The organism is Aliivibrio fischeri ATCC 7744 = JCM 18803 = DSM 507 (assembly GCF_023983475.1).
In the GTDB taxonomy this organism is placed as follows: Bacteria; Pseudomonadota; Gammaproteobacteria; order Enterobacterales; family Vibrionaceae; genus Aliivibrio; species Aliivibrio fischeri.
Genome location: NZ_CP092712.1, coordinates 2,004,745 through 2,031,683, shown reverse-complemented (window position 1 = coordinate 2,031,683; position 26,939 = coordinate 2,004,745). Strand labels below are relative to the sequence as shown.

25 protein-coding genes are annotated in these 26,939 nt (G+C 38.9%); 17 read left to right on the top strand and 8 right to left on the bottom strand.

Annotated features, from left to right (window positions below):
- Nucleotides 1-93 precede the first annotated feature (93 nt).
- Complete coding sequence (udk, locus tag AVFI_RS09335) at nucleotides 94-741, top strand: uridine kinase (RefSeq protein ID WP_005420153.1); 648 nt, start codon at nucleotides 94-96, stop codon at nucleotides 739-741.
- Between the two features lie 43 nt (nucleotides 742-784).
- Here the strand turns inward: udk and AVFI_RS09330 are convergent.
- Nucleotides 785-2,013 (bottom strand): IS3 family transposase gene (locus AVFI_RS09330; RefSeq protein WP_408580437.1). Its coding sequence is split into 2 segments (ribosomal slippage): nucleotides 785-1,650 and nucleotides 1,650-2,013, totalling 1,230 coding nucleotides; the frame shifts between segments, so codons are not numbered across the junction.
- A 215-nt stretch (nucleotides 2,014-2,228) separates the two neighbouring features.
- On the opposite strand from AVFI_RS09330, the gene AVFI_RS09325 reads away from it, so the two are divergent.
- Nucleotides 2,229-4,364, top strand: a complete 2,136-nt coding sequence (locus tag AVFI_RS09325; RefSeq protein ID WP_188863431.1) for an AsmA family protein — start codon at nucleotides 2,229-2,231, stop codon at nucleotides 4,362-4,364.
- Between the two features lie 71 nt (nucleotides 4,365-4,435).
- Here the strand turns inward: AVFI_RS09325 and cobO are convergent, their stop codons facing one another.
- The 3 genes from cobO to rne all read right to left on the bottom strand — a co-directional run bounded on the left by cobO (nucleotide 4,436) and on the right by rne (nucleotide 9,850).
- Nucleotides 4,436-5,041 (bottom strand): cob(I)yrinic acid a,c-diamide adenosyltransferase, encoded by a 606-nt coding sequence (gene cobO / locus AVFI_RS09320; protein WP_017020089.1) that lies wholly within the window; start codon nucleotides 5,039-5,041, stop codon nucleotides 4,436-4,438.
- Between the two features lie 100 nt (nucleotides 5,042-5,141).
- Nucleotides 5,142-6,689, bottom strand: a complete 1,548-nt coding sequence (locus AVFI_RS09315; RefSeq protein ID WP_017020090.1) for a SulP family inorganic anion transporter — start codon at nucleotides 6,687-6,689, stop codon at nucleotides 5,142-5,144.
- Nucleotides 6,690-6,865: 176 nt separating this feature from the next.
- The gene (gene rne / locus AVFI_RS09310) at nucleotides 6,866-9,850 is read right to left on the bottom strand and encodes a ribonuclease E (protein WP_188863430.1); all 2,985 of its coding nucleotides are present in this window, start codon (nucleotides 9,848-9,850) and stop codon (nucleotides 6,866-6,868) included.
- 443 nt (nucleotides 9,851-10,293) lie between these two features.
- On the opposite strand from rne, the gene rluC reads away from it, so the two are divergent.
- Nucleotides 10,294-11,241, top strand: coding sequence for a 23S rRNA pseudouridine(955/2504/2580) synthase RluC (rluC, locus tag AVFI_RS09305; protein ID WP_005420144.1), 948 nt, complete (start codon nucleotides 10,294-10,296; stop codon nucleotides 11,239-11,241).
- Nucleotides 11,242-11,319: 78 nt separating this feature from the next.
- On the opposite strand, the gene AVFI_RS09300 is transcribed toward rluC, so the two are convergent.
- Complete coding sequence (locus AVFI_RS09300; RefSeq protein ID WP_188863429.1) at nucleotides 11,320-11,901, bottom strand: Maf family protein; 582 nt, start codon at nucleotides 11,899-11,901, stop codon at nucleotides 11,320-11,322.
- A 297-nt stretch (nucleotides 11,902-12,198) separates the two neighbouring features.
- On the opposite strand from AVFI_RS09300, the gene yceD reads away from it, so the two are divergent.
- The 14 genes from yceD to ptsG all read left to right on the top strand — a co-directional run bounded on the left by yceD (nucleotide 12,199) and on the right by ptsG (nucleotide 24,553).
- Entirely contained in the window at nucleotides 12,199-12,720 is a 522-nt protein-coding gene (yceD, locus tag AVFI_RS09295) for a 23S rRNA accumulation protein YceD (RefSeq protein WP_005420140.1), read from the top strand.
- 16 nt (nucleotides 12,721-12,736) lie between these two features.
- Nucleotides 12,737-12,907 (top strand): 50S ribosomal protein L32, encoded by a 171-nt coding sequence (rpmF, locus tag AVFI_RS09290; RefSeq protein ID WP_005420138.1) that lies wholly within the window; start codon nucleotides 12,737-12,739, stop codon nucleotides 12,905-12,907.
- Between the two features lie 10 nt (nucleotides 12,908-12,917).
- Nucleotides 12,918-13,943: a phosphate acyltransferase PlsX gene (gene plsX / locus AVFI_RS09285; protein WP_005420134.1), complete on the top strand. Its 1,026-nt coding sequence runs from the start codon at nucleotides 12,918-12,920 to the stop codon at nucleotides 13,941-13,943.
- 5 nt (nucleotides 13,944-13,948) lie between these two features.
- Entirely contained in the window at nucleotides 13,949-14,902 is a 954-nt protein-coding gene (locus AVFI_RS09280) for a beta-ketoacyl-ACP synthase III (RefSeq protein ID WP_005420128.1), read from the top strand.
- A gap of 66 nt (nucleotides 14,903-14,968) precedes the next feature.
- The gene (fabD, locus tag AVFI_RS09275) at nucleotides 14,969-15,892 is read left to right on the top strand and encodes an ACP S-malonyltransferase (protein ID WP_017020093.1); all 924 of its coding nucleotides are present in this window, start codon (nucleotides 14,969-14,971) and stop codon (nucleotides 15,890-15,892) included.
- A 19-nt stretch (nucleotides 15,893-15,911) separates the two neighbouring features.
- Nucleotides 15,912-16,646 carry a 3-oxoacyl-ACP reductase FabG gene (gene fabG, locus AVFI_RS09270; protein ID WP_005420124.1) on the top strand — a complete coding sequence of 245 codons (735 nt, stop codon included), beginning with the start codon at nucleotides 15,912-15,914 and terminating at the stop codon, nucleotides 16,644-16,646.
- Nucleotides 16,647-16,815: 169 nt separating this feature from the next.
- Nucleotides 16,816-17,049: an acyl carrier protein gene (gene acpP / locus AVFI_RS09265; RefSeq protein WP_004737381.1), complete on the top strand. Its 234-nt coding sequence runs from the start codon at nucleotides 16,816-16,818 to the stop codon at nucleotides 17,047-17,049.
- A 91-nt stretch (nucleotides 17,050-17,140) separates the two neighbouring features.
- Nucleotides 17,141-18,385, top strand: a complete 1,245-nt coding sequence (gene fabF / locus AVFI_RS09260; RefSeq protein WP_005420122.1) for a beta-ketoacyl-ACP synthase II — start codon at nucleotides 17,141-17,143, stop codon at nucleotides 18,383-18,385.
- A gap of 112 nt (nucleotides 18,386-18,497) precedes the next feature.
- Complete coding sequence (gene pabC / locus AVFI_RS09255; RefSeq protein ID WP_155662954.1) at nucleotides 18,498-19,304, top strand: aminodeoxychorismate lyase; 807 nt, start codon at nucleotides 18,498-18,500, stop codon at nucleotides 19,302-19,304.
- Nucleotides 19,298-20,308, top strand: coding sequence for an endolytic transglycosylase MltG (mltG, locus tag AVFI_RS09250; protein ID WP_063644670.1), 1,011 nt, complete (start codon nucleotides 19,298-19,300; stop codon nucleotides 20,306-20,308). Before pabC ends, mltG begins: the two co-directional genes overlap by 7 nt.
- A 2-nt stretch (nucleotides 20,309-20,310) precedes the next feature.
- A complete protein-coding gene (gene tmk, locus AVFI_RS09245; RefSeq protein WP_011262285.1) occupies nucleotides 20,311-20,943 on the top strand; it encodes a dTMP kinase in 633 nt (210 codons plus the stop codon).
- Nucleotides 20,933-21,916, top strand: a complete 984-nt coding sequence (holB, locus tag AVFI_RS09240) for a DNA polymerase III subunit delta' (RefSeq protein ID WP_065622315.1) — start codon at nucleotides 20,933-20,935, stop codon at nucleotides 21,914-21,916. Before tmk ends, holB begins: the two co-directional genes overlap by 11 nt.
- Complete coding sequence (locus AVFI_RS09235) at nucleotides 21,906-22,676, top strand: TatD family hydrolase (protein WP_188863428.1); 771 nt, start codon at nucleotides 21,906-21,908, stop codon at nucleotides 22,674-22,676. The genes holB and AVFI_RS09235 overlap by 11 nt, the downstream gene beginning before the upstream one ends.
- A gap of 449 nt (nucleotides 22,677-23,125) precedes the next feature.
- Nucleotides 23,126-24,553, top strand: a complete 1,428-nt coding sequence (ptsG, locus tag AVFI_RS09230; protein WP_005420108.1) for a PTS glucose transporter subunit IIBC — start codon at nucleotides 23,126-23,128, stop codon at nucleotides 24,551-24,553.
- 45 nt (nucleotides 24,554-24,598) lie between these two features.
- Here the strand turns inward: ptsG and AVFI_RS09225 are convergent, their stop codons facing one another.
- The 3 genes from AVFI_RS09225 to AVFI_RS09215 all read right to left on the bottom strand — a co-directional run bounded on the left by AVFI_RS09225 (nucleotide 24,599) and on the right by AVFI_RS09215 (nucleotide 26,915).
- Nucleotides 24,599-25,228, bottom strand: a complete 630-nt coding sequence (locus AVFI_RS09225) for a glutathione S-transferase (protein ID WP_065604723.1) — start codon at nucleotides 25,226-25,228, stop codon at nucleotides 24,599-24,601.
- A 123-nt stretch (nucleotides 25,229-25,351) separates the two neighbouring features.
- On the bottom strand, nucleotides 25,352-25,447 hold the full coding sequence (locus AVFI_RS09220) for a MetS family NSS transporter small subunit (protein WP_054775339.1): 96 nt from the start codon (nucleotides 25,445-25,447) through the stop codon (nucleotides 25,352-25,354).
- Between the two features lies 1 nt (nucleotide 25,448).
- Nucleotides 25,449-26,915: a sodium-dependent transporter gene (locus AVFI_RS09215; RefSeq protein ID WP_005420103.1), complete on the bottom strand. Its 1,467-nt coding sequence runs from the start codon at nucleotides 26,913-26,915 to the stop codon at nucleotides 25,449-25,451.
- Between the last annotated feature and the right edge of the window lie 24 nt (nucleotides 26,916-26,939).

The following is a 26,939-nucleotide window of genomic DNA, read 5'->3' as shown; positions in this document are numbered from 1 at the left end:
AGTGAAATTTGAGCTGGAAAGTATCATTAGTAATCCCTATAATCAGGCGGTTTTATTAAATATCCGTATATCGCACACTTTTAGGTATCTTTTATGTCAGAGAACAGTAATCATCACTGTATTATCGTAGGTATTGCAGGCGCATCAGCTTCAGGTAAAAGCTTGATTGCTTCAACAATTTATAATGAACTACGAGCAAAAGTTGGCGATCATCAGATTGGTGTAATAACTGAAGATAGTTACTACAAGGACCAAAGCCACCTGACCATGGAAGAAAGAGTCAAAACAAATTACGATCACCCAAATGCATTAGATCACGAATTACTTTGTGAGCATTTAGAGCAATTGATGCGTGGTGAAGCGGTTAATATTCCAACTTACAGTTATACAGAGCATACGCGTACTTCTGAAGTTGATGTAATGACTCCAAAGAAAGTAATCATTCTTGAAGGTATTTTATTACTAACAGATCCTCGTTTACGTAATTTAATGCATGCAAGTGTATTTATGGATACTCCTTTAGACATCTGTTTACTTCGTCGTGCTCGACGTGATGTAGAAGAGCGTGGTCGTACAATGGAATCTGTTTTTGAACAGTACCAAAAAACAGTACGTCCAATGTTCATGCAATTCATTGATCCATCAAAGCAACACGCTGACATCATTGTCCCACGTGGTGGTAAAAACCGCATTGCGATTGATGTATTAAAAGCACATATCTCACGCTTATTAAAAGCGTAAGACTGTCTCGTCCTAAAATACGTTGACGATTTTTAATTGAAAGCTAAGTGCGTACGCACTTGGCTTTTTTGTGTACTTGATTTGGTGTACTCATTCCCAAGCTTAAATGTGGCCGCATTTCATTATAAATAAAAATAGATTCTTCAACTAAATGCCTTAACTCCTCTAAATCTTTACAGTCATACAAAAGAAACTCTTGTTTAAGTATCCCATTTATTCGCTCTGCTAATGCATTTTGATAGCAATCATAACCATCCGTCATTGATGGCTTAATATCATTTTTATTCAATTTTTCCTGATAAACCTTTGAACAATACTGTAATCCTCGGTCTGAATGATGAATCGTACTCCTTTGATATTGACGGCTATCTATCGCCATATCAAGAGCTTTGACTACATCAGTAGCTTTCATTTCATCACTTAATTCATATCCCATTATCTTTCGACTATAAGCATCTGTTACTAAAGATAAATAATGAATACCTTTTTGTGATTGAACGTAAGTGATATCACTAACAAAAACCTCTTCAGATGCTTGAGGTGTTACTTCTTTAAGTAAATTAGGATGTTTTTTCATCCAATGCTTACTATAGGTAGTTTTTGTATAACTTCGTTTAGGTTTTACTAATAAGCACTCATTTCTTAAATAGGAAAAAAAGTTATCTCTGCCTAACTTTATGCCATGAGTGATGAATTTGGGCTTAAGTAAAAAATATAATTTTTTACCTCCAATACGAGGCATATATCGACGAATTTCTTGCACCATATTTTTAACCGGTGAAAGTTCAACGGCACGTTTCAGAGCTCTACGTTCTTGTTGGTATATACATTGTCTTGTAATGCCAAGTAGCTGACTAGCTCGCTCTAAGCTGATCATTTTCTGCTTTTGAAGACTTCTTGCTCCTTGGCAATATACTTTTTTCTAAGGCCTGCACCATGTTCTGCGTCCATGATATTCACTACTTCATTAAGTAATAAATTACGCATTCTTTCATCATCAAGCTCTCGCTCTAAACGTTTAATTTTTTGTGCAGGCGATTCTTTCGCTTTCGGGGATTTAGGCATAATAATCTTAGGTGATTGAGACCAGTCCATCTTACCGTGTTTTCTTAACCAAGTAAGTACGGTAGATCGACCTTGAATGCCATAAATGTTTTGAGCTTGCTTATAGGTCATATCGCCTTTTTCTATAGCGGCAACAAGCTGCAATTTAAAGCCTAATGAATAATCGCGTTGAGTTCGCTTATTCTTTGTTTTTTCTTGATTTGTCATATAAAAGTCCTAAATGTGTAAACACATTTCAGGACGAGACAGACATTTATCTTTAAAAGGGCCGGCAATTATGTCGGCCTTTTTTTTGTCTCATACCTTATAATTTCGCTATACTCCAATGTATAACTATCGATAAGCTCATGTTTATTATGCTTAACTGATGGCATACTTAACACTATCGTTACTATTTAAGAACAATTAGATGGATTTTGGCCGTGAAGAAAATAGCCCTATTAATTAGTATACCGTTTATTGCTGTAATCGGTGCCGTATTGGTATTAGTGTTACTTGTTAACCCTAATGAATTTAAACCGTTGATAACAGAACAAGTTGAAGCGCAAACAGGTCGTCAATTAACGATTGATGGTGATATTGAATGGCGTTTTTTTCCGTCAGTAGGTTTCTCTATTGGTAAGATGGCATTAAGTAACCCTGAAGGATTTGTGGAGCCAAACTTAGTCTCATTCGATAATGCGATACTTGATCTTAATGTTCGTCCTTTATTTCAACATGAAGTTAGTATCGGTCTTATTACTTTGGATGGGGCTTCATTTACGTTACATACATTAAAGAATGGCGTGACTAATTTAGATGGTCTTGTTGCTAAAAAAGAAACACCAAAAGTAGAAAATAATAATCCAACTGCTCCAGCAGAAGAATCTGACGTTAAGTCAGAAGCATCGTCAGCAACAAGTACAGAATTCAATGGCTGGAAAGTCTCGTTACAAGGTATTGCTTTAACTAATGCTGAAGTGCTTATCCAAGATGATAAAGCAGGTTCAAAAATTCACTTTAGTGATATGAATTTATCTCTTTCACAGTTCATTCCGGGACAGTGGGCTGAGTTAAACTTTGACTTAAAAGGTGATTTAGGTAAGCAAAAAGTCGCACTAAAAGGTAAAACAGAGCTTAATATAGCTGAAACGCTAGATGATGCTTCATTTAAGAATGTTGAATTTAATGCTTCGTATGCTGATGCCGTAAATAAATTTAATGATATTACCTTTACGATTGATCAATTTTCTTTTGATAAATGGGCTAATTTAGCTTTAAAAGCAAAAGGTAAAGCAAATAATTTAGAGGTTAATTCGAATTCAACATTTGCTCTTTATGTACCAAAAGCGTTAGACCTAATTAAAATCAAAGAATTCACAAGTACTAACAATGTGAAGGGAAAAGGCATTCCAAATGAAGATGTGACCGCTGTTATTGGATTTAATAGTTCCTTTGATCTAAACAAATCGTTCTTGAAGATAGACAAGCTTGCTTTATCAGCGGTCGATACCGATTTTACTGGTAAGCTGAGCGTTCAATTAAATGATATTCCTAAAGTTCGCTTTGATCTACGTAGCCCAAGTATTGATGTTGATGCTTTACTAGCAACGTTACCAAAAGATGAGTCATCTAAAACAGTAGATTCAAATACATCAACAAAAGCATCATCTACACCAGTAAAAGAAGTGGAACCTGACTTAAGTGCATTGAAAACGTTAGATGTTGCGGGTTCAATCATTATTGATAAATTTAAAGCGAATAACGCAAAAATGCAGAATGTGACGTCTGTGTTCTCTGTTAATCGTGGTGTATTGAAATTAACGAAATTTCATTCTGATTTATACAGTGGTGGAATTGATATGACGGCAACGCTTGATGCTCGAAAATCAGTACCGACTTATAGCGTTAAACAGACGATTAAAGGAGTAAAAGTTGCGCCTTTATTAACGGATGTTATGGGTGAAAGTCTTATAGAAGGTACTGGTAATATAGCAATTAATGCATCAGGAAAAAGTTTAAAACCAACAGCACTTAAGCAAAACCTTAAAGGGAAAGCTTCGATTAACTTTGCTGATGGTGCTGTAAATGGTATTAACATTCCGTTATTAATCCGCACTACTTATGCAAAAATTAAAGGTGAAAAGGTTAAAGGAAGCGAAGAAGCTGAAAAAACAGACTTCAGTGCCCTTACTGCTGACTTTTATCTAGCAAACGGTAATGCAACAACTAAAAATATTAAGATGGTCTCTCCTTTGCTTCGTATTCATGGCGAAGGTTCTGCACATTATGTGAATGAAACAGCAAACATGCTGATTAAAACATCTATTGTGGGTACATTGAAGGGGCAGGGCGGTAAGGATATTGACGATCTAAAAGATGTGACGATTCCAATTCGAGTAACGGGATCTTGGACAAATCCTAAATATAAACTTGAATTCGATGATGTGATGAAACAAAAGGCACAAAAGGAAATTGATCGTGGTATTGAGAAGCTAGAAGAAAAATATGGCGATAAGATTAAAGATGAAAAAGTAAAAGATGCAGCAAATAAATTACTTAAAGGACTTTTTAATTAAGTTTGAGTTATAGCATCATATAAAGAAATGGCCTGCATTATTAAGATTGTAGGCCATTTTTGTTTGAGCTATTACCAATCAATGCCTTTTAATGCTTTAATACCAGAATCGAATGCATGTTTAACACTTCGCACTTCAGAAACGGTATCTGCCATTTCAATTAACTCACGATGGGCTGCTCGCCCTGTAATTACGACAGATTGCATTTTAGGGCGATTAGATAGCGCTATCTTTAATTCTTCCAAATCAATATAGCCATAGGTGACCATATACGTCATTTCATCAAGTAAAACTAAATCGATAGAATCATCTTCGAGCGCTTTTTTACATTCTGTCCATACGGCTTGAGCTGCTTTTGTATCCGATTCTTTATCTTGAGTATTCCAAGTAAAGCCAGTTTTCATTACATAGAATGGCACGTTATGCATTTCTAATAAGTTTCGTTCACCGCAATCCCAAGTGCCTTTGATAAATTGCGCGACTACGCAACTAAGTCCATGACCAACCGCTCTAGCGACAGTACCAAAACCTGCTGTGGTTTTGCCTTTACCATTTCCTGTAATGATTAAGAGTAGACCTTTTTCTTCTTGAGCCTCAGCCACACGTTTATCAACGTTGTTTTTAATTTTTTCTTGTCGTTGTTTATAACGTTCGTCTTTTTTATCTTGTTCAGTCATGTTTTATTCCATTAAAAGAAAGGTGAATATAAAAAATCCCGATAGGAGAACCATATCGGGATTTTTAAAGTCTATCAATGAATTTGAGTTATGTGCCTAATTACTGGCTCACAACTTTATAGATAGGGTCTTCTTGTACATTGATCTCAATTAAGCTGCCTGCCTTGTTTAGAAGTGCATGGCAATCTTGGCTTAAGTGACGAAGATGTACTTTTTTACCTGCTTTAGAGTAACGCTCAGCGATAGTATCAACGGCTTCAATAGCTGAATGGTCAACAACACGTGATGCTGCGAAGTCAATAATGATGTCTTGAGGATCATTTTCAACGTCGAATAACTCTAAGAAGTTTGCTGCTGAGCCAAAGAAAATTGGACCATTAATTTCATAAACCTTAGAACCTTCTTCGTTTACAGAGTTTGTAGAGAAGATATGTTTAGCGTGTTGCCATGCAAACATAAGTGCTGATGCAATCACACCTACTGCCACAGCTACCGCAAGGTCAGTAAACACAGTTACTACCGTTACTAGTACAATCACGAAGAAGTCTTGTTTTGGTACACGACGTGCCAGTTTGAATGTTGCCCATTCAAATGTACCAATAACTACCATGAACATAACACCAACAAGAGCAGCTAGAGGGATCATCTCAATTAGTGAAGAAGCAAATAGGATGAAGACTAACAGCATTACCGCGGCTACGATGCCAGATAAACGACCACGACCACCAGAGTTTACGTTAATCATTGATTGACCAATCATTGCACAACCGCCCATAGCGCCAAACACAGAACAAGTGATGTTTGCTACACCTTGACCAACACATTCACGGTTTGATTGACCACGAGTACCTGTCATCTCATCAATTACCGTTAATGTTAGAAGGGATTCGATAAGACCAATTGCCGCTAAGATAAGCGCATATGGGAAGATGATGTAAAGTGTTTCTAATGAAAGAGGAACAACCGGTAATGCAAATGTTGGTAAAGATCCCGCAAGTGTCGCGGTATCATTACCACTCATTGTACGTAGAAAATCTACTACAGTACGAGTATCTAAATCTAAACCTTGCACTAAGCCTGTAACAACAATAATAGCAACCAATGATGATGGAACTGCAGTTGTTAACTTTGGTAAGAAATGAATGATAGCCATAGTTACAGCAACAAGACCCAGCATTAACATCATTTGATCGCCTTGAAGCCAATCCAGATTACCTAATGCATCGGGTGCTTTAAATTGACCAAGTTGAGCAAGGAAGATAACAATAGCAAGGCCGTTCACAAACCCTATCATTACTGGGTGAGGCACGATACGGATGAACTTACCAAGCTTAAATAAACCAGCTGAAATTTGAAGAATACCGGCGAGCATAATGGCAGCAAAAAGGTATTGAACGCCGTGAACTGCTACTAAGCTAACCATTACAACTGCCATCGCACCTGTAGCACCAGAAATCATACCTGGGCGGCCGCCAATAAGAGAAGTAATTAAGCCTACGATGAATGCTGCATATAGACCAACCATTGGGTCAACACCTGCTACAAAAGCAAAAGCTACAGCTTCAGGTACCAAGGCTAGCGCAACGGTTAGACCTGATAAGACATCATTCTTTACAGAATGATTAGAAAATTTTGGAAATTCAAACATGTTTTTTAGATATCTTCTTTGGTTGTTTTTCAAGCATAGTGTGCGGCGAATCGTACAGAAAAGCGTGATGAACTTCAATGTTTATTCGGAATTAGATATAAAAAAAGCAAGTTACGTCGAAACGTAACTTGCTTAATTTTATTGGTTATTTATTTTAAAGGTGTTTGCCTAAAAAATTATAAACCTGCCGTTTTTGCCATTGCAGCACTTGCTTGAGAAGTGGCTGTTTGGCTGCCCGCCTGCTTAGGTGCAAAGCGCTCTGTTCTGAATTCAGCAGCAGTAACAGTGATCTCTTTAATCTCTGTTGGCCCTGTTGCTTTCGTCATACCAGAAGAAGCATGTCCTTTGTATTGAGTTTTTGGAGCAACCTTAGTTTCAACAACAGGTTGTACTTCTTCAACTTCAACAACGGTTTCTACAGCTGCTACAGCAATTTCATTTACTTCTGCCGCTGGTTTAACAGGTGCTTCTGCTACGACGTCTACTACAGGAGTAGCGATTGGAGCTTCAGTGACTGTTGCTTCAACTGCAACTGGTGCCGGAGTTGTCTCTTTCACTTCTTCAACAACAGGAGTTTGTACCGCTTCTTTAATTGGAGCAACAGATGCCTCAACATAAGGAAGTAATACTTTACCCATAGCCATTTCAGGGAAAGCAACGCCACCGATTTGAACTTTAACTTTTGGTGCTTTATCTTGAGCCGCTTGAGTTTCGTTATCTACGAATTTCTCTTGTTGGCGTTGTTTCGCTTGCTTCATTTCAAGAATACGCGCGAAATCAGGATAAGCTTTGCCCATTGCCATTTCAGGTGATGCAACACCAGACGATAAGCGTGAAGGATTTACAGGGCGACGATCGCGACGACGACGGCGTTGACCACTTGCACGAAGGTGACGAGGTGAACGACGATTACGACGTTGGCCTTCTTTACGTTCAGTGTTTTTCTCTGTATTTACTTCAGTATTTGGCTGTTGTGCTTCTACTGGCGCTGTTACTACAACTGCATCTGTTTCAGCTTCAACCGCTTTACCTGTACGTACTTTCTTCTGTAACTGACGACGTTGACGACGTTGTTTAACTTGTGCCGTTTTTTCACGTTTTTCAGTTTGTTTCTCAGTATTTTGAGCAGGAGCTTGTTGTGCATCAGCCGCTAATTTAAGACCTTGTTCTGCAATTTCTTTGCGCACTTTAGGTTGTTTAGCTGGCTTGTTATCATTTGCTTTAACTTGCTTACCTGTTGTTGCATTCGCATCGTCTTGTTTTTTACCACGACGATTTTCGTTACGGTTATCATTGCCGTTACGACGGTTGTTGCGGTTATTACGACCGTTTTCGTTATTACGACGACGATCATTATTACGATTTTGATTACGACGTTGAGGTTGAGCTGGTTTCTCTTCTTCAACTTTCTTTTCAGTTTTTTCTGATGCATCAGGAGCTGAGAAGAAGTTAGCAATTGCTTTGAAGAAACGGCTGATAATGCCAGGTTTTTCTTCAGTTTTTGCTTCTGCTTTTTTCTCTGGTTGCGCTTTAGCAACTGGTGCAGCCTGAGTTGGTGCACTGAAACCTTGAAGAACAGGTTCTTCACGTTTCTTAGGAGCAATATTTACAACTGGAGCTTCTTTTGATTCAGCTTCACGTAGTGCTTCTAGCTTCTTAGGAAGAAGGTAAGACAGCATCTCTTGCTCTTCACCATCACGGATACGGATCACTTCAAAGTGAGGCGTTTCCATATCAGAGTTAGGAACAATAATTACGCGAACATCATGGAATTTTTCAATGTGTTGAACTGAGCGACGTTTTTCATTTAATAAATAAGAAGCAATAGAAACAGGCACAACAGCAAGAACTTGTGTTGTATTGTCTTTTAATGATTCTTCTTCAATTAAACGTAGAACAGACAGTGCTAGAGATTCGTTATCACGAACCACACCAGTACCCGTACAACGAGGACAAATATGGTGGCTTGCTTCTGCTAAAGATGGACTTAAGCGCTGGCGAGACATTTCTAGAAGACCGAAGCGAGAAATACGACCGATTTGAACACGAGCACGATCCATACGAACGGCTTCACGCATACGGTTTTCAACTTCACGTTGGTGACGAACTGGCGTCATGTCGATAAAGTCGATAACGACTAAACCACCTAAGTCACGTAAACGTAATTGACGTGCAATTTCGTCAGCAGCTTCAAGGTTTGTATTTAGTGCTGTTTCTTCAATATCACCGCCTTTCGTTGCACGAGCAGAGTTGATATCAATTGATGTTAGTGCTTCTGTTGGGTCAATAACGATAGAACCACCAGATGGAAGACGAACTTCACGCTCAAATGCCGATTCAATTTGGCTTTCGATTTGGTAGTGACTAAACAGAGGAACTTCGCCTTCATACAGCTTAACGCGAGATAAGAAATCTGGACGAATAAGTTGAATATGTTGACGTGCACGGTCAAAGATTTTCGGGCTATCAATTAAGATTTCACCAATATCACGACGTAAGTAATCACGAATTGCGCGAACAATTACGTTACTTTCTTGGTGAATTAGGAAAGGAGCTTGGTTTGATTCAGAAGCATGTTTAACCGCTTCCCAGTGGTTCAGTAGAACATTTAAATCCCACTCAAGTTCTTCAGCTGATTTGCCAACACCTGCAGTACGTACAATTAGTCCCATACCTTGAGGTAGTTCTAATGTGCTTAATGCTGCTTTTAATTGAGTGCGCTCTTCACCTTCGATACGACGAGAAATACCGCCAGCACGAGGGTTGTTTGGCATAAGAACAAGGTAACTACCAGCAAGAGAGATGAACGTTGTTAAAGCTGCGCCTTTGTTTCCGCGCTCTTCTTTTTCAACTTGAACAATAACTTCTTGGCCTTCTTTCAAAACGTCCTTAATGTTTGGACGACCTTGATATGTGTAGCCTTGAGGGAAATATTCTTTTGCGATTTCCTTAAGGGGAAGGAAACCATGGCGATCAGCGCCGTAATCAACAAAAGCTGCTTCCAAGCTTGGTTCGATACGTGTGATTTTGCCTTTATAAATATTAGCTTTTTTAGATTCGTGACCAGGACTTTCGATATCTAGATCGAAAAGGCGTTGGCCATCAACTAATGCGACGCGCAACTCTTCCTTTTGGGTTGCGTTAATCAACATTCTTTTCATTAGTGAATACTCATTACAAATTGTCGAGCTTGTGTATCTTAATCCATTTCAAATGGTGCCAGATCCCAAGGCTGATTACATGTGCAGCCTCACGGCTGGAACTCAGGGATGCTCTAGGGCACAATCCACATCAACACCATTAATCAACAGTGCTGATCCGCAATAATTCACGGTCGTTAAAACATCAAAAATGGTTTAGGCATAACAAGCAAAAAAACTCAAAGCAGTACAGATGTCTTACGCCAATTGCTGCATCACTGCGTTTGAGCAGTATATTTTTAGTTCGTGTTGGTGCTTTTATGCTCACCAAGGTGAAGAAATAGCCATCTGGGCTAATTTCAGAGTGCAACTATAACAGTCAGATGAAATCGCAGCAATCTTCATTATTTAGATCTGAGTTAAAAAAATTTCATCAAATGAGAATATAGCAGTAGAATGCCCTAATGAATGATGATAAACCAAAAGTGCAATTCGTCGATATTGATGACGATTTTGCAGGGCAACGAATCGATAATTTTCTTCTTGCCCGCTTAAAAAATGTTCCTAAAAGTATGATTTACCGAATCGTGCGTAAAGGAGAAGTGCGCGTAAATAAAAAACGTATTAAGCCTGAATATAAACTGCAAGAAGGGGACGTAGTTCGTATCCCTCCAGTAAAAGTGCCGGAATCAACTGCACCAGATCTTCCTAATGTAAAATTAGGTAAAGTAGCAGAGCTTGAACATTGTATTATTTACGAAGATGACCATGTTTTAATTTTGAATAAACCATCAGGTACAGCAGTGCATGGTGGTAGTGGCTTAAAATTTGGTGCGATTGAAGCATTACGAGCTTTGCGACCTGATGCTCGTTTTTTAGAATTAGTACACCGAATTGACCGTGATACGTCTGGTATCTTATTGGTTGCGAAAAAACGTTCGGCTCTGCGTCGACTTCAAGAGCAGTTTAGAAATAAAACGGTACAGAAATATTATTTTGCATTAGTGATGGGACAGTGGAAAAACAGCTGCAAGGTTGTTAATGCTCCATTACTAAAAAATGAAGTGAATAGTATTGTTCGTGTTAATCCAAACGGAAAACCATCTGAGACTCGATTTAAAGTGCTTGAGAAATTCGAACAAGCAACATTAATTCAAGCAAGTCCAATTACAGGCCGTACACACCAAATTCGTGTTCATACACAATATACGGGGCATCCAATTGGTTGGGATGACCGTTATGGTGATCGTCGATTTGATGCATATACAGGTCAGTTTGGTTTAGACCGTCTATTTTTGCATGCTGCAAACATCAAGTTCACTCATCCTGCGACGGAAGAGTTAATGGATATTAGTGCACCAATGGAAGCAAAACTAGAACGTGTACTAAAAGGCTTACGCAGTAAAAATTAATTTAACGATGTAAGTTTATATAATTAATTGAAATGCTAGAAGCGATAAGTAGATTGTTACTTATCGCTTTTTTATTAATTACAAAACACTAAGGCCTTGTTTATCTAGCATGTCGATAAGAGAAATTAACGGTAATCCAATCAGTGTATTTGGGTCTTTCCCTTCTAATTTCTCAAACAATGCAATGCCTAAACCTTCACACTTAAAGCTTCCCGCACAATAAAACGGTTCTTCTTTGTCAACATAGTTTTTAATTTGTTGACGGCTTAGTTTTCTGAAATAAACATTGAACTCTTCACAGATGGTTTCTGCTTGTTTTGTTGTAGTATTAAATACGGAAAGACCCGTATAAAATGTAATTTTTTGACCACTTGCTTCTTCAAGTTGTTTTACTGCTTTTTCACGAGTAAGTGGTTTACCTATAATTTTTCCGTTAATCACACAAACTTGATCGGATCCAATGATCAAATGATTTGGATCTTCAATGTCACATGAACTTGCTTTTGTTTCTGCTAAACGAGTAACTAAATTAATAGGTGATTCATTTTTAAGCGGAGTTTCATCACAAATGGGTGAAATTGCATCAAAATCAAGTTGGATCTTTGACAAGATCTCTTTACGGAATGGGGATGTAGAGGCAAGAATGAGTTTTGATTGCATAATGGGTTCTTCTTCTCAAATTTTTCGTTTATTATTAGTGATACCAATTCCAGTAATTATCTACTCGTTATTACTGGTTAAATCATTTAATAGCTGCGTTAAAAAATAGTATTGTAGAATAACTACTTATAATATTTTTCGCCTTACTCTTAAGTGATTTTCCTGTGTAATAAATAGAACATCTAATTAATTACATTGGTATAACTCTGCTGAAATAGCAACTGGGAAGAAAAAAAGCATAAATTTGTGCCATTTTTCTTTGACTCGAAGGCTTTAGAAAGATAAGATGCGCGCCCTATGCAAAAGGTAAAATTACCACGAACAGTTGATGCTGCTCGAACTGCTCAAAAAAGAATGGACTACGATGGAATCATCCAGTCTAGTATTTTAAAGCGTTTAGCTGAATCTACTGTAGATGTGAAAAGTGATGCTGAAGTCACTTTGTCATTTAAAGTTGACGAACAACGACTAGCCGTTATCTCTGGTAAAGCTGACGTCGATGTGTTGTTGGAATGTCAACGCTGTAATGAAAATTTCGAACATCATCTAAGCGTATCATTTACCTACACGCCTTTTTTAAGCGAAGAGAAGGCAGCTTTAGTTCCTGAGGACTATGAGCTTGTAGATTTAAATGAGTTTGGTGAAGTCGATCTCGTTGAGCTGGTAACTGACGAGTTTATTCTAGCGTTGCCGCAAGTCGCTATGCATGACATTGAAGATTGTCAGGTCAAATCTAACAATTTGGTATTTGGCGAAATTCCTGAAGAGGAAGAGAAACCGAATCCGTTTGATGTTTTAAAATCTTTAAAACAACAGTAATTGAGGAGTAGGGTCCATGGCCGTACAAAAGAGCAAGAAATCACGTTCAATGCGTGGCATGCGTCGTTCACACGATGCACTAACTACAAGTGCAGTATCTGTAGACGCAACAAGTGGCGAAACTCACCTTCGTCACAACGTTACAGCTGACGGTTACTACCGTGGCCGCAAGGTAATCAACAAGTAAGGTTGACGCTTTGCAGCAGCTAACCATTGCAATTGATGCGATGGGTGGGGATTTCGGTCCCCAAGTTACAGTGCCTGCCGCCGTGCAGGCATTGTCACAATTCCCAGAGCTAAAAATTACAGTTATTGGAGATCGTGACGCGATTTCTACACAACTGACACATCTAAATTATATCCCCAACTCAAGATTTTCTATTGTTCATAGCGAGAGCGTTATAGGCAATAACACACAACCTTCAAAAGCCTTACGTCACAGTCGCGGAAGCTCAATGCGAATGGCCATTGACATGGTCGCAAATAAAGAAGCAGATGCGTGCATTAGTGCCGGCAATACAGGTGCGCTGATGGGATTATCTCGATTTACATTAAAGCTTCTTCCTGGTGTCGAACGTCCTGCGCTAATTAGCCCTTTACCAACTAAAAATAATCAAAGAACTTGGATGTTAGATCTTGGTGCTAACGTTTCGTGCGATGCTGAAACCCTTTTTCAGTTCGCGGTAATGGGTTCAGAATTAGCTGAGCAAACATTGAAACGTAAAGCTAAAGTCGCATTATTAAATATTGGTGAAGAAGAGATTAAGGGTAACGATCAGATTAAACGTTGCGCTGAAATGTTAAATCAATGCCAAGATATTGAATTTATCGGTTATATTGAAGGTGATAAGCTTTATCAAGGCATTGCAGATGTAGTAGTGTGTGATGGCTTTGTTGGGAATGTTTGCTTGAAAACAAGTGAAGGTGTAGCGCATTTATTTTTAGATCAACTAAAATCACACCTGATCACATCAAAATTTAAACAATTTATAGCGAAATGGCTCTTTGGTGATGTCATTTCTTGCTTAAAAGGGCTGAACCCCGACCAGTATAACGGCGCAAGTCTGATAGGATTGCGCGGCATTGTTGTTAAAAGTCATGGAAGCGCAGATGTATCTGCCTTTAACAATGCCATCAAGGAAGCGGTTCATGAGGTCAAGCGACAAATACCTAACCGTATTAGTGATCGCTTGGAGGCAGTTTTACTCGAGAGGCATTATTAGTCTTCATGTATAGCAAAATTTTAGGTACTGGTAGCTATTTACCAGCACAAATTCGCTCAAATGCGGATTTAGAAAAAATGGTCGATACTAGTGATGAGTGGATCTTAGCTCGAACTGGTATTAGTGAACGTCGCATTGCTGGTGAAGATGAATCGGTAGCTACAATGGCTCACCTTGCTTCTGTAAATGCAATTGAAATGGCTGGTATTGATAAGAACGATATTGATCTTATTATTTTGGCAACAAGTACACCTACGTACTCATTTCCATCTGCAGCGTGTGAAGTTCAAGGTTTATTAGGTATTCAAGGCTGTCCTGCATTTGATTTATCAGCAGCATGTTCAGGTTTTGTTTATGCATTAAGTGTTGCAGACCAACACATTAAAACAGGCATGGCAAAGAACGTACTTGTTATTGGTTCTGATGCTGTTTCTCATACTTGTGATCCAGAAGACCGCTCAACTATCATTTTATTTGGTGATGGTGCAGGCGCTGTTGTCTTAGGACAAAGTGAAGAGCCTGGCATTATCTCAACACATTTACATGCTGATGGTAAGTTTGGTGAATTACTTTCATTACCTGTTCCTTCTCGTAAGAATGAAGAAGCAGACAAGTGGCTATATATGGCTGGTAATGAAGTATTTAAAGTAGCAGTAACTCAACTGTCTAACTTGGTTAAAGAAACACTTCAAGAAAATCAGATGGATAAATCTGAACTTGATTGGTTGGTTCCTCATCAAGCTAACTTACGAATTATTAAAGCGACAGCAAAGAAACTATCAATGTCGATGGATCAAGTTGTTGTAACTCTAGACCGCCACGGTAACACTTCAGCTGCGACTGTTCCTACAGCGTTAGATGAAGCGGTACGTGATGGCCGAATTCAACGAGGTCAAACTTTACTACTTGAAGCATTTGGTGGTGGGTTTACTTGGGGCTCGGCTCTGGTTAAGTTTTAAATTTAGAGGTTAACCCTACGTGTGGTTGACCCTCTTAAATAAGCTTATTTAAAGGAAATAATATTCATGAGCAATTTTGCTATCGTTTTTCCAGGCCAAGGCTCTCAAGCTGTTGGCATGCTTGCTGAATTAGGTGAGCAACACGAAGTGGTAACTCAAACATTTGCAGAAGCATCTGACGCGTTAGGTTATGACTTATGGTCTTTAGTTCAAAATGGACCAGCAGAAGATTTAAATCAAACTTTCCGTACGCAGCCTGCATTGTTAGCAACATCTGTTGCATTATGGCGTGTATGGCAAGAACAAGGTTTGGCTCAACCATCAGTATTGGCTGGTCATAGCCTTGGTGAATATTCAGCGCTTGTTTGTGCGGGTGTCATTGACTTTAAAGAAGCGATTAAATTAGTAGAATTGCGTGGCCAATTAATGCAAGAAGCGGTTCCTGCAGGTATTGGTGCTATGTATGCAATTATTGGTTTAGATAACGACTCAATTGCTAAAGCATGTGAAGACGCGGCGCAAGGTGAAGTGGTTTCTCCTGTAAACTTTAACTCTCCAGGCCAAGTAGTTATCGCTGGTAACAAAGATGCAGTTGAACGTGCAGGCGTATTATGTAAAGAAGCGGGTGCAAAACGTGCACTTCCTTTACCAGTATCAGTACCTTCACACTGTGCACTAATGAAACCAGCAGCAGATAAATTGGCTGTTGCATTAGAAAGTATTGAATTCAACACACCAGCATTACCTGTAATTAATAATGTTGATGTTATTGCAGAAACTGATCCTGCAAAAATTAAAGACGCACTAGTTCGTCAACTATACGGCCCAGTTCGTTGGACTGAAGTTGTTGAAAACATGGCTGAACAAGGTGTTGAAACGTTATACGAAGTTGGTCCAGGTAAAGTATTAACTGGTCTAACGAAACGCATCGTTAAATCACTTAGCGCAGCAGCGGTAAATGATGCTGCTTCACTTGAAGCTGCTAAGTAATTAAAGGGAAAATAAAATGATGAATCTAGAAGGCAAAATTGCCTTAGTTACTGGTGCAAGCCGTGGTATTGGTCGTTCAATCGCTGAACTACTTGTATCTCGTGGCGCAACAGTGATTGGTACAGCGACGTCTGAAGGTGGTGCTGCAGCAATCAGTGAATACCTAGGTGAGAACGGTAAAGGTCTTGCTTTAAATGTAACTGATGTAGAGTCGATTGAGTCTGTACTAAAAAGCATTAACGATGAGTTTGGTGCGATTGATATCTTGGTAAACAATGCGGGTATTACTCGTGATAACCTACTTATGCGTATGAAAGACGATGAGTGGACAGATATCATGGATACTAACTTAACGTCTATTTTCCGTTTATCAAAAGCGGTTCTTCGTGGCATGATGAAGAAACGTAACGGTCGTATCATTAACGTTGGTTCTGTTGTTGGTACAATGGGTAACGCTGGTCAAACTAACTATGCAGCTGCAAAAGCAGGCGTAATTGGTTTTACTAAGTCTATGGCTCGTGAAGTTGCTTCACGTGGCGTAACAGTAAATACTGTTGCACCAGGTTTTATTGAAACAGATATGACAAAAGCCTTGAATGATGACCAACGAGCTGCAACACTATCAGCGGTACCAGCTGGACGTCTAGGTGATCCAAAAGAAATCGCATCAGCGGTGGTATTTTTGGCTTCTCCGGAAGCGGCATACATTACGGGCGAAACACTGCACGTAAATGGCGGCATGTACATGGTTTAATTCATAGAATTGATTTAAGGGTGACTTAGGTCAATTCTGAGTCAAAATTGCACTAAAAATCACGAAAATCGTGGTTTGACCAGCAATGTTGGCCTTGCAACTTTCTTATTAATGAATAAAATACAGCAAGTATCGCAAATCAGCGAATCTGTAATTAGGAAAATAAAAAATGAGTAATCTTGAAGAACGCGTAAAGAAAATCATCGTTGAACAACTAGGTGTGGATGAAGCTGAAGTTAAAAACGAAGCATCATTTGTTGATGACCTAGGTGCAGACTCACTAGACACAGTTGAGCTAGTAATGGCTCTAGAAGAAGAGTTTGATACTGAGATTCCAGATGAAGAAGCTGAGAAGATCACTACTGTTCAAGCTGCTATCGACTACGTAACTAGCGCACAGTAAGAAATACCCTCCAGGCGGTCATCTTGACCGCCTGAGTTTTTATACGCAACAAATCCCTATCTAATTTCAATTAATTCCGGAGAAATATATCGTGTCCAAACGTCGTGTAGTTGTTACAGGCATGGGTATGCTAACACCGGTGGGTAACACTGTTGAAGCATCTTGGAAAGCGCTGTTAGCAGGCCAAAGCGGTATCGTTAATATCGAACACTTTGACACCACTGAGTTTACTACTCGTTTTGCAGGTCTAGTTCAAGACTTTAATGCTGAAGAGTACATGTCTAAGAAAGACGCTCGTAAGATGGATTTATTTATCCAATACGGCGTAGCTGCTGGCATTCAGGCATTAGATGACTCGGGTTTTAAAGTTACTGAAGAAAATGCTCATCGTATCGGTGCTGCAATTGGTTCAGGTATTGGTGGCCTTGGCTTAATTGAAGCTGGCTACAAAGCATTCAGTGAAAAAGGTCCTCGTAAGATCAGCCCGTTTTTCGTGCCTTCTACCATCGTTAATATGATCGCAGGTCATATGTCGATTATTCGTGGTTTACGTGGTCCAAATATCGCAATTTCAACTGCTTGTACTACAGGTCTTCATAATATTGGTCATGCTGCACGTATGATCGCTTATGGTGATGCTGATGCAATGCTAGCTGGTGGTGCAGAGAAAGCATCTACAGAGCTAGGTATGGGTGGTTTTGGTGCAGCAAAAGCACTATCTACAAATAATGAAAACCCTCAAGGCGCATCTCGTCCTTGGGACAAAAACCGTGATGGTTTTGTTCTAGGTGATGGTGCTGGCATGATGGTTCTTGAAGAGTATGAACACGCTAAAGCTCGTGGTGCTAAGATCTACTGTGAACTTGTAGGTTTTGGTATGAGTGGTGATGCTTACCATATGACTTCGCCAACGCCAGATGGTTCTGGTGGTGCGTTAGCTATGGAAGCTGCGATGCGTGATGCTGGCGTAACAGGTGAACAAATCGGTTACGTAAATGCACACGGTACGTCCACTCCTGCTGGTGATGTAGCTGAAATTAAAGGCATTAAACGTGCTCTTGGTGAAGCTGGCTCTAAGCAAGTTTTAGTATCTTCAACAAAATCAATGACTGGTCACCTTTTGGGTGCTGCAGGTTCTGTTGAAGCAATCATCACAGCGATGTCTTTGGTTGATCAAATCGTTCCACCAACAATCAACCTTGATGATCCTGAAGAAGGTTTAGATATTGACCTTGTTCCACACACAGCTCGTAAAGTAACAGATATGGAATACGCAATCTGTAACTCATTCGGTTTTGGTGGTACAAACGGTTCACTAATCTTCAAGAAAATGTAATAACTTGTTTGTGAAGCTTAACTAGTTTCCAAGAGTCAGTTACACTTTAAAGGCGGTTTGATATTATATCAAACCGCCTTTTTATTTATTAGTCTGTTGGTTAGGAGTTGTTATGTTTTGGGTTAATGGAATGGAATCTGAATCACTTCCAATCAGTGATAGAGCAACTCAGTATGGTGATGGTTTTTTTACTACCATGAAGGTATTAAATAAGAAGATTTGTTTGTGGAAACTGCACTTAACTCGACTTAAAACCTCAGCAGAGCGTTTAGGTATAACGGAGCCAGATTGGTGTGTACTTGAAGAGCAAATGACTGGACTTGCTTCTAAAGTAATGAATGGTGGCATTAAAATCTTAATAACAAGAGGACGTGGTGGGCGAGGTTACTCTCCAGAAGGATGTACAAACACGCAAGTGATTGTGTCTACTTTTACACTGCCTGTTGAATATCAAGAATGGCAACAAAAAGGCATAGATGTAGGAATATCCGATATTCATCTAGGACTCAATCCACTCTTAGCTGGAATGAAACATCTAAACCGCCTAGAGCAAGTACTAATAAAACAATCAGTGAAGAAAACAGATTACTTAGATGTCATTGTTCTCGATATTAATAACAACATCGTTGAGACGTCGATAGGAAACATTTTTTGGGTTAAGGGTGATAGAATATTTACCCCTAATTTATCATTAGCAGGTGTTGAAGGGGTGATGAAGACGCACATTAGTGAAATTGCTAAGAGTCATCATATCGACATAGAATCAGTACATTGTAATATTGATACGCTTGCAAATGCAGATGAAGTTTTTATCACTAACTCCTTATTTGAAGTTGTACCGATAAATAAGATCAAAGAAATTCATTTTACCAAACATACATTAACTCATTGGTTTCAGGAGAAACTGTACTCGTGTTGAAAAAACTAATTATCATTATTTTATTTTTAGCAGTCGCTGCACTTGGTGCGGGCTTTTGGGCTTATCAGCAGGCAATCAATTTTACACAACAACCTGTAATGCTAGAGAACGCTCAACTTGTTGAAGTAAAACCAGGGACAAGTTATCGAAAACTCATCCGTCAATTTGAAGAAAATAAATGGATATCTGATGCTAAATGGGCACGGTTTACTCATAAAGTATCACCTCAGCTAACAAATATTAAAGCCGGTACTTATTGGGTTGAACCAAACCAAACACTTGCAGATGTGTTAACTCAGCTAAAAACAGGTAAAGAACATCAATTCTCAATTACTTTTGTAGAAGGAAGTCGTTTTTCTGAATGGCAACAACAGTTAGAACAAGCTCCTTATCTAGATCACGAGCTTGAAGGAATGTCAGAAAAAGAAATTGCAAATAAGTTGGGTATTGAACGAACTAAATTGGAAGGCTTATTTTTAGCTGAAACATACCATTACACCGCAGGTATGAGTGATTTTGATATTTTGGAACGTTCTCATAAAGCATTAACAACATTATTAGATGCAGAATGGAAAACAAAGTCAGCTAATTTACCGTTAAAATCTTCTTATGAAGCATTAATTCTAGCGTCTATTATCGAAAAAGAGACGGCAATTGACTCTGAGAGAGAGCGAGTTTCATCTGTTTTTGTTAATCGCTTAAAGCGTGGTATGCGTTTACAAACTGATCCGACAGTTATCTATGGTATGGGTGACAAATACGACGGTAATATTCGTAAGAAAGATCTACGAACACCTACGGCTTATAATACTTATACCATTAATGGATTACCGCCAACGCCGATTGCTATGGCCGGTCCTGCTTCAATAAAAGCAGCTCTTCATCCTGAAACAAGCCGATACTTATATTTTGTCGCTGATGGTACTGGCGGTCATAAATTCACTAAATCACTAGTTGAGCATAACAAAGCGGTTAGAGCTTACTTAAGAACTTTAAGAAATTAATCATGTCTAAATTTATTGTAATCGAAGGCCTAGAAGGCGCAGGTAAAAGTACAGCAATTAAGAACGTACTAGCTACATTGGCAAAACACGGTATTACGTCACCAGTTACAACGCGTGAGCCAGGAGGAACCCCTCTTGCTGAGAAAATGCGTGAACTGGTTAAACAAGGTCATCCTGATGAGCCACTAACGGATATGGCTGAATTGCTTCTTCTTTATGCTGCACGTGCTCAGTTAGTAGGTAACGTGATTAAGCCTGCTCTTGCAAGAGGAGAATGGGTTGTTGGTGATCGTCATGATTTATCTTCACAAGCATACCAAGGTGGTGGTCGTGGATTTGATCGTGAGTTAATGATGACCATGAGAAATACAGTATTAGGTGATTTTAAGCCTGATTTAACTATTTACATGGATATTGACCCTAAACTAGGTTTACAGAGAGCATCTGCTCGCGGTGAGCTTGATAGAATTGAACAAATGAAACTAGATTTTTTTGAAAGAAGTCGTGAACGTTATTTAGAATTTGCAAATAGTGATGAAAGTATTATTACTATTGATGCGGGACAAGATTTAGAAACCGTGACAAATTCAATTATTACCGCTTTAGAAGCTTGGCTAGTTAAGAATGGCAACTAAACTTTATCCATGGCAGGAAAGTTTGTGGCAACAATGGCAGCAGTTGATTCAGGCAGATCGACTTCCTCATGCCATATTGTGTGCCATGCCTGTAGGGGCAGGACGAGAAGCATTAGTTCAGTATTTTGCTGATACGCTATTGTGTTTAACGCAAGGTATTGAACCTTGTGGTTTTTGTCATAGTTGCGAGTTAATTAAATCACAAACACACCCTGATCTGCATTGGATAAAGCCAGAAACTGAAGGTAAGTCTATTTCAGTGGAACAAATACGCCAATGTAATTCATGGGCTTTAGAGTCCTCACAATTCAACGCTAAGCGTGTGATCATCATTGATCCTGCAGAAAAAATGACAGAATCTGCAGCTAATGCATTACTTAAGACATTAGAAGCACCACCGAAAAATTGTCAATTTGTATTGTTGGCCGATTCTCCTCATCAGTTATTACCAACAATACGTAGTCGTTGTCAGGTATGGCATCAATCGAAAATTGATGCTGAATCTATCACAATCTGGCTTAGAGAAACTGAAAACCTTTCAGTATCAATGCAGTCTATTGCTTTGAATGACTCACTCCCATTAGCAGTGAAAAGCTTTTATCAAGATAAGAAACAAGCATTACATAAACAGCTACTTTCAGACTTTGAATCCTGTGTGAAAAGTGATTTTTGCCAGACTGCTGATGTAGTTAAAACTGTTCTAAAACTTGAAAGTGAAGGCTTAACTTGGCTAAGTTACTTACTTGCTGATATTCAGAAGAGACAGATGGGAGTAATGCAGCCTTGGGTTCATTGTGACGAAATAAAGCTCATAGAAAGCTTAGCGAAAACATTATCGAGTAATGTGGTCTATAAGCAATACATTGCACTGAATTCGTTACAAGAGCAATTGGATAGTTTCCCTGGTTTAAATAAAGAATTACTACTAACTCAATGGATGTTTGAGTTTACTGGAGAGTTGAGTGTTAATTGATTCACACTGTCATTTAGATAAATTAAATTATGATGACTTACACGTAAATGTTGCTGATGTACTTGATAAAGCGAAGAAACAAGGAGTCGAGCAGTTTTTAACTGTAGGTGTTACCTTAGATGACTTTCCAAATATGATGAACATGATAGCAGAACACCCAGAAGTTCATGCATCTTGTGGTATTCATCCATTGGATGTGGATTCTGCATTTGATTTATCACTTTTTCGTCAATACGCAGCACATGAACGTGTGATAGCCATTGGTGAAACGGGGCTAGATTATTTTTATCAACCAGAAAGTGCGCCGCGTCAGAGAGAGCTATTTGAGCAACAAGTTGAGGTTGCTGTTGAGTATAATAAGCCTCTAATTATTCATACTAGACAAGCAAGAGAAGACACTCTAGCCATTCTAAAAAATGGTAAAGCAGATAAATGTGGTGGGGTGATTCACTGCTTTACTGAAGATTGGGCTTTTGCTGAAGCTGCGATGGAACTTGGTTTTTACATTTCAATTTCAGGGATTGTTACTTTTAATAAAGCATCCGAGCTGAAAGATGTGGTTCGTCGTCTTCCTCTTGAGCGTTTATTAGTTGAAACAGACTCTCCTTATTTAGCTCCTGTACCTTTTCGCGGAAAGGAAAATCAACCTGCATACGTGAAAGAAGTGGCAGCATATATTGCCTTACTTAAAGGGAAAAGTGTCGAAGAAGTAGCACAAACTACCACCACTAATTTCAAAAATCTTTTTTTGAACAAATAATTAGATATTGGTTGTAAAGTAATCGATAAAGGAGGCTTAGGTCTCCTTTTTTTTTGTTTTACGGATTTAACCCTGTTTTTTATACCGATCACGATACGTAAACGTTTACGTTTGTATTATATTTGTACTATCTATTTTTGTTGCTAAAAATAACATTTCAGTTTTTGATTTTTTCAACATAATGTCTTTTAAATCAACATCTTGAGTTTAAATTTGTTTTTTCTGGAAGAAATTTCTAAGCCTTGCTTTTGTGATCACTGCAGGGTTTTAAAACAATAAATGAAAACATGCTAGAAACTGGTTTTGCATAGGTCTATATTTAGCGCAGTTTGATTTGAGATACGATTATTTACAATTTATTAATTGCATCAAAGGCAAGGGGGATATTGCCGTAATTAATAAGTAGATAATTAAATCCAAATTGTAGTTATAAATATTAGGAGCAAAACATGTTTAAACACCTTTTTGCTAGTCTACAGAAAGTCGGTAAGGCGCTAATGCTGCCTGTATCAGTTCTTCCTGTTGCTGGTATTCTTTTAGGGGTTGGTGCAGCCAACTTTAGTTTCCTTCCAGAAGTGGTTTCTCACTTAATGGAACAAGCTGGTGGTTCAGTATTCGGTCAAATGGCTCTGCTATTTGCTGTTGGTACTGCACTTGGTTTTACAAACAATGATGGCGTTGCTGGTCTAGCTGCTGTTGTTGGTTATGGCATCATGGTTGCTACATTAAAAGTAATGGCAACTGTAATGGGTGTTGATGGCATTGAGACTGGTGTTCTTGGTGGTATCTTAGCTGGTGGTGTTGCTGGTTGGGCATTCAACAAGTTCTACCGTATTCAACTTCCTGAATACCTAGGTTTCTTCGCTGGTAAGCGTGCTGTGCCAATCGTAACTGGTTTTGCATCTATCGCTCTAGGTCTTATCCTATCAGTTGTATGGCCTCCAATCGGTGGTGCTATTGCAGCATTCTCTGACTGGGCTGCACATCAAAACCCAGTAGCTGCATTCGGTATCTACGGTGTTATTGAACGTTCTCTAATTCCTTTTGGTCTACACCATATCTGGAACGTACCGTTCTTCTACGAAGCTGGTTCTTGTGTGAACAATGCTGGTGAACACGTAAATGGTATCATGACTTGTTTCCTAACTGCTGATGATGCATCTCGTGCTGCAGGTAACGGCTTCGGTCAACTAGCTGGTGGTTACTTATTCAAAATGTTCGGTCTTCCTGCTGCTGCAATCGCAATTGCACACTCAGCAAAACCTGAAAACCGCGCTAAAGTAATGGGTATCATGGCATCTGCTGCGTTAACTTCATTCCTAACAGGTATTACTGAACCAATCGAATTCGCATTCCTATTCGTTGCTCCTGTACTGTACGCTATCCACGCTGTATTAGCTGGTGTTGCATACATGCTAACTAACGCATTAGGTATCGTTCACGGTCACACATTCTCAAATGGTTTCATTGACTTCGTTGTTCAATCTCCACGTGCTGAGAATATGCTTCTTCTTGTTGGTCTTGGTCTTGTTTACGCTGTTGTTTACTACGTAGTATTCCGCGCTGTAATCAAAGCAATGAATCTAAAAACACCTGGTCGTGAAGATGAAGATGATACTGCTACTAAAGTAACTGGTTCTGAACTAGCTGGTGAACTAGTTGCTGCATTCGGTGGTAAAGAGAACATCACTAACCTTGATGCTTGTATCACTCGTCTACGTGTTTCTGTAGCGAATGTTGAAGCTGTAAACCAAGATAAACTAAAACAACTTGGCGCTGCTGGTGTTGTTGTGGCTGGTTCTGGTGTACAAGCTATCTTCGGTACTAAGTCTGATAACCTTAAAACAGACATGAATGAGTGGATTAGCAACAACTAATTCATCATTGAAAGAATAAAAAGGAGGCCAATTGGTCTCCTTTTTTTATTTTTGTTCTGGGAAGATAAATTCTTGGTGTGAATCTAACCATGCAGGGTATTTATTCATTATTGAATTAAACAGCTCTGATTCTATAAACTCAAATAACCAACGCTGTAAATTTTTGTATTTACTTTGGCGAAACCAATGAATATCAACAAAAGCAAATTGACGAATAAATGGAAGAATCGCTAAATCTGCAAAGCTGTATTGTTTAGAGAAAAGCATCGGTGAAGTCGTTAGTCTTTGTTCTAATTTATTTAAAAACAGCTCACCTTGTTCTCGGTAGTAAATTTCAGAATATTCAGGGTAGCGATCAGCGTACTTATATTTATCTAACCAACTTTTGAAAATATCATCGTTCTCTCGAATCAATTGAAACATCTCGCTTGTTGTTGATTGCAATAGCTCAGAGCCTTCTAACGCCCATTTCATAATATCTAAGCTCTCATCAATAACTTTACCCTTATTATTAATTAAAACAGGTACAGTGCCTTTAGGTGAGGCTTGAAGCATAGATTCAGGTTTGTTTTTTAATATAATTTCTCGAAGATGCACGGTTTTGTTTGATTGAACTATGCCAAGCCGTGCGCGCATGGCATAAGGGCAACGTCGAAAAGAGTAGAGTGTATTCATGATTTAATCCATTATCAGAGCAGTATAAAAAAGCAGATCCGAAGATCTGCTTTAAGGTTAGCATTTTCTAGTTTCTAGTTTCTAGTTTCTAGTTTCTAGTTTCTAGCTTCTAGCTTCTAGTTTCTAGTTACCGTTCATTGCTTTACGAATACAGAAGGCTGCGCCCCCCCAAGTAATCCCTAAACCAATAATCATCATAATGATTGCACCCGTTTCCATATTAAGCCTCCTTGCTTGATTTATTAATAATAATACCGACAACTAGCATTGCTGCAATTAAGCCCCAGCCTAGTAGCAGTAAATCTGATTGTGCGTAACCACCATAACCATCAGTTAGCGTATTAATAATGTTGGTGCCTAGGATAACGACTAAGAAAGCAGGGCTTACGAATCGTAGGCAAATTTCAAACCATTTACCAACTGTAAATTCTGATACAGCATTTACGTGTGAGCGAATATCTGCAAGTTTTACTAGCCAACCCATAATAAGTAGTTCAATCAAGCAGCTTGCAAGTAGAGCGATGTTGTTAATGAAATAATCAACTAGATCCAACAGCAGTAGACCGCCATTTGTTGCAAATGCCATTGAAATAATTAAACCAGAACCACAAACAACAGAAGCCGCTTTTCTACGTGACCAATTTAGCTTGTCGATAAATGCAGAGGTAACGGCTTCAATAATAGAGATGTGAGAGCTTAAACCTGCCACAACAAGTGCTAAGAAGAATAATGGACCTAAAATATAAGGTATTGGCAGTAAGTTAATTGCAGCAGGAATAGTAACAAATGCCAAACCAACGCCTGCACTAACGACTTCAGTTAATGGCTTTCCTTGTTCTTGAGCCATGTAACCAAGAACAGAGAAGATAAGAATACCTGCAATAATAGAAAAGCCACAGTTAATTAGTACCGTCATAAAGGCGTTGTTATTAACATCTGATTTTTCAGGAAGATAGCTTGAATAAGCAAGCATAATGGCGAAGCCTACACTTAGGGTAAAGAAGATTTGTCCGTATGCCGCAGACCAAACTTTTGGATCTGTAATTTTGCTAAAATCTGGCTGGAATAAGTAGTTCAGGCCATCCAATGCGCCAGGTAAGAAAACCATACGACCAATAAGAGCAATAACCATGATAAACAGTAGAGGCATCATAATTTTACTTGCTCGTTCAATACCGCTTTTTACACCGCCAAAAATGGCTGCAAAAGTAATTGCCCAAGCAAGAAGCATAGGTATAGCGATATGCCATTGAATACTACCTAGCTTACTTGGTGAGTTGTCACCTAATTGTAGATATTCACTGAAAAAGTAAGCATTAGTATCTTGTCCCCAACTTTGTGAGAAAGACATGCTGAAATAAGAGATTGCCCAGCCAATAACTGCAACATAATAAACGGCGATAACGGCTGCGATCATTACCTGAAACCAACCTAACCATTCATATTTTTGGTTGAGCTTGGCGAAGGTGCGTGGTGCTGACCCTCTATATTTATGACCCATACCAAATTCCATGATCATAAATGGAATACCAGCAGTGATCATGGCAAATAAATAAGGAATGAAAAAAGCACCGCCACCATTTTCATATGCCATATATGGAAAGCGCCAGATATTACCCAAACCGATAGCCGATCCTACTGCTGCAAGAATAAATCCTGCACGAGAACCCCATTGTTCACGCTTCATAAATTACTCCTTTAAAAAACTTTT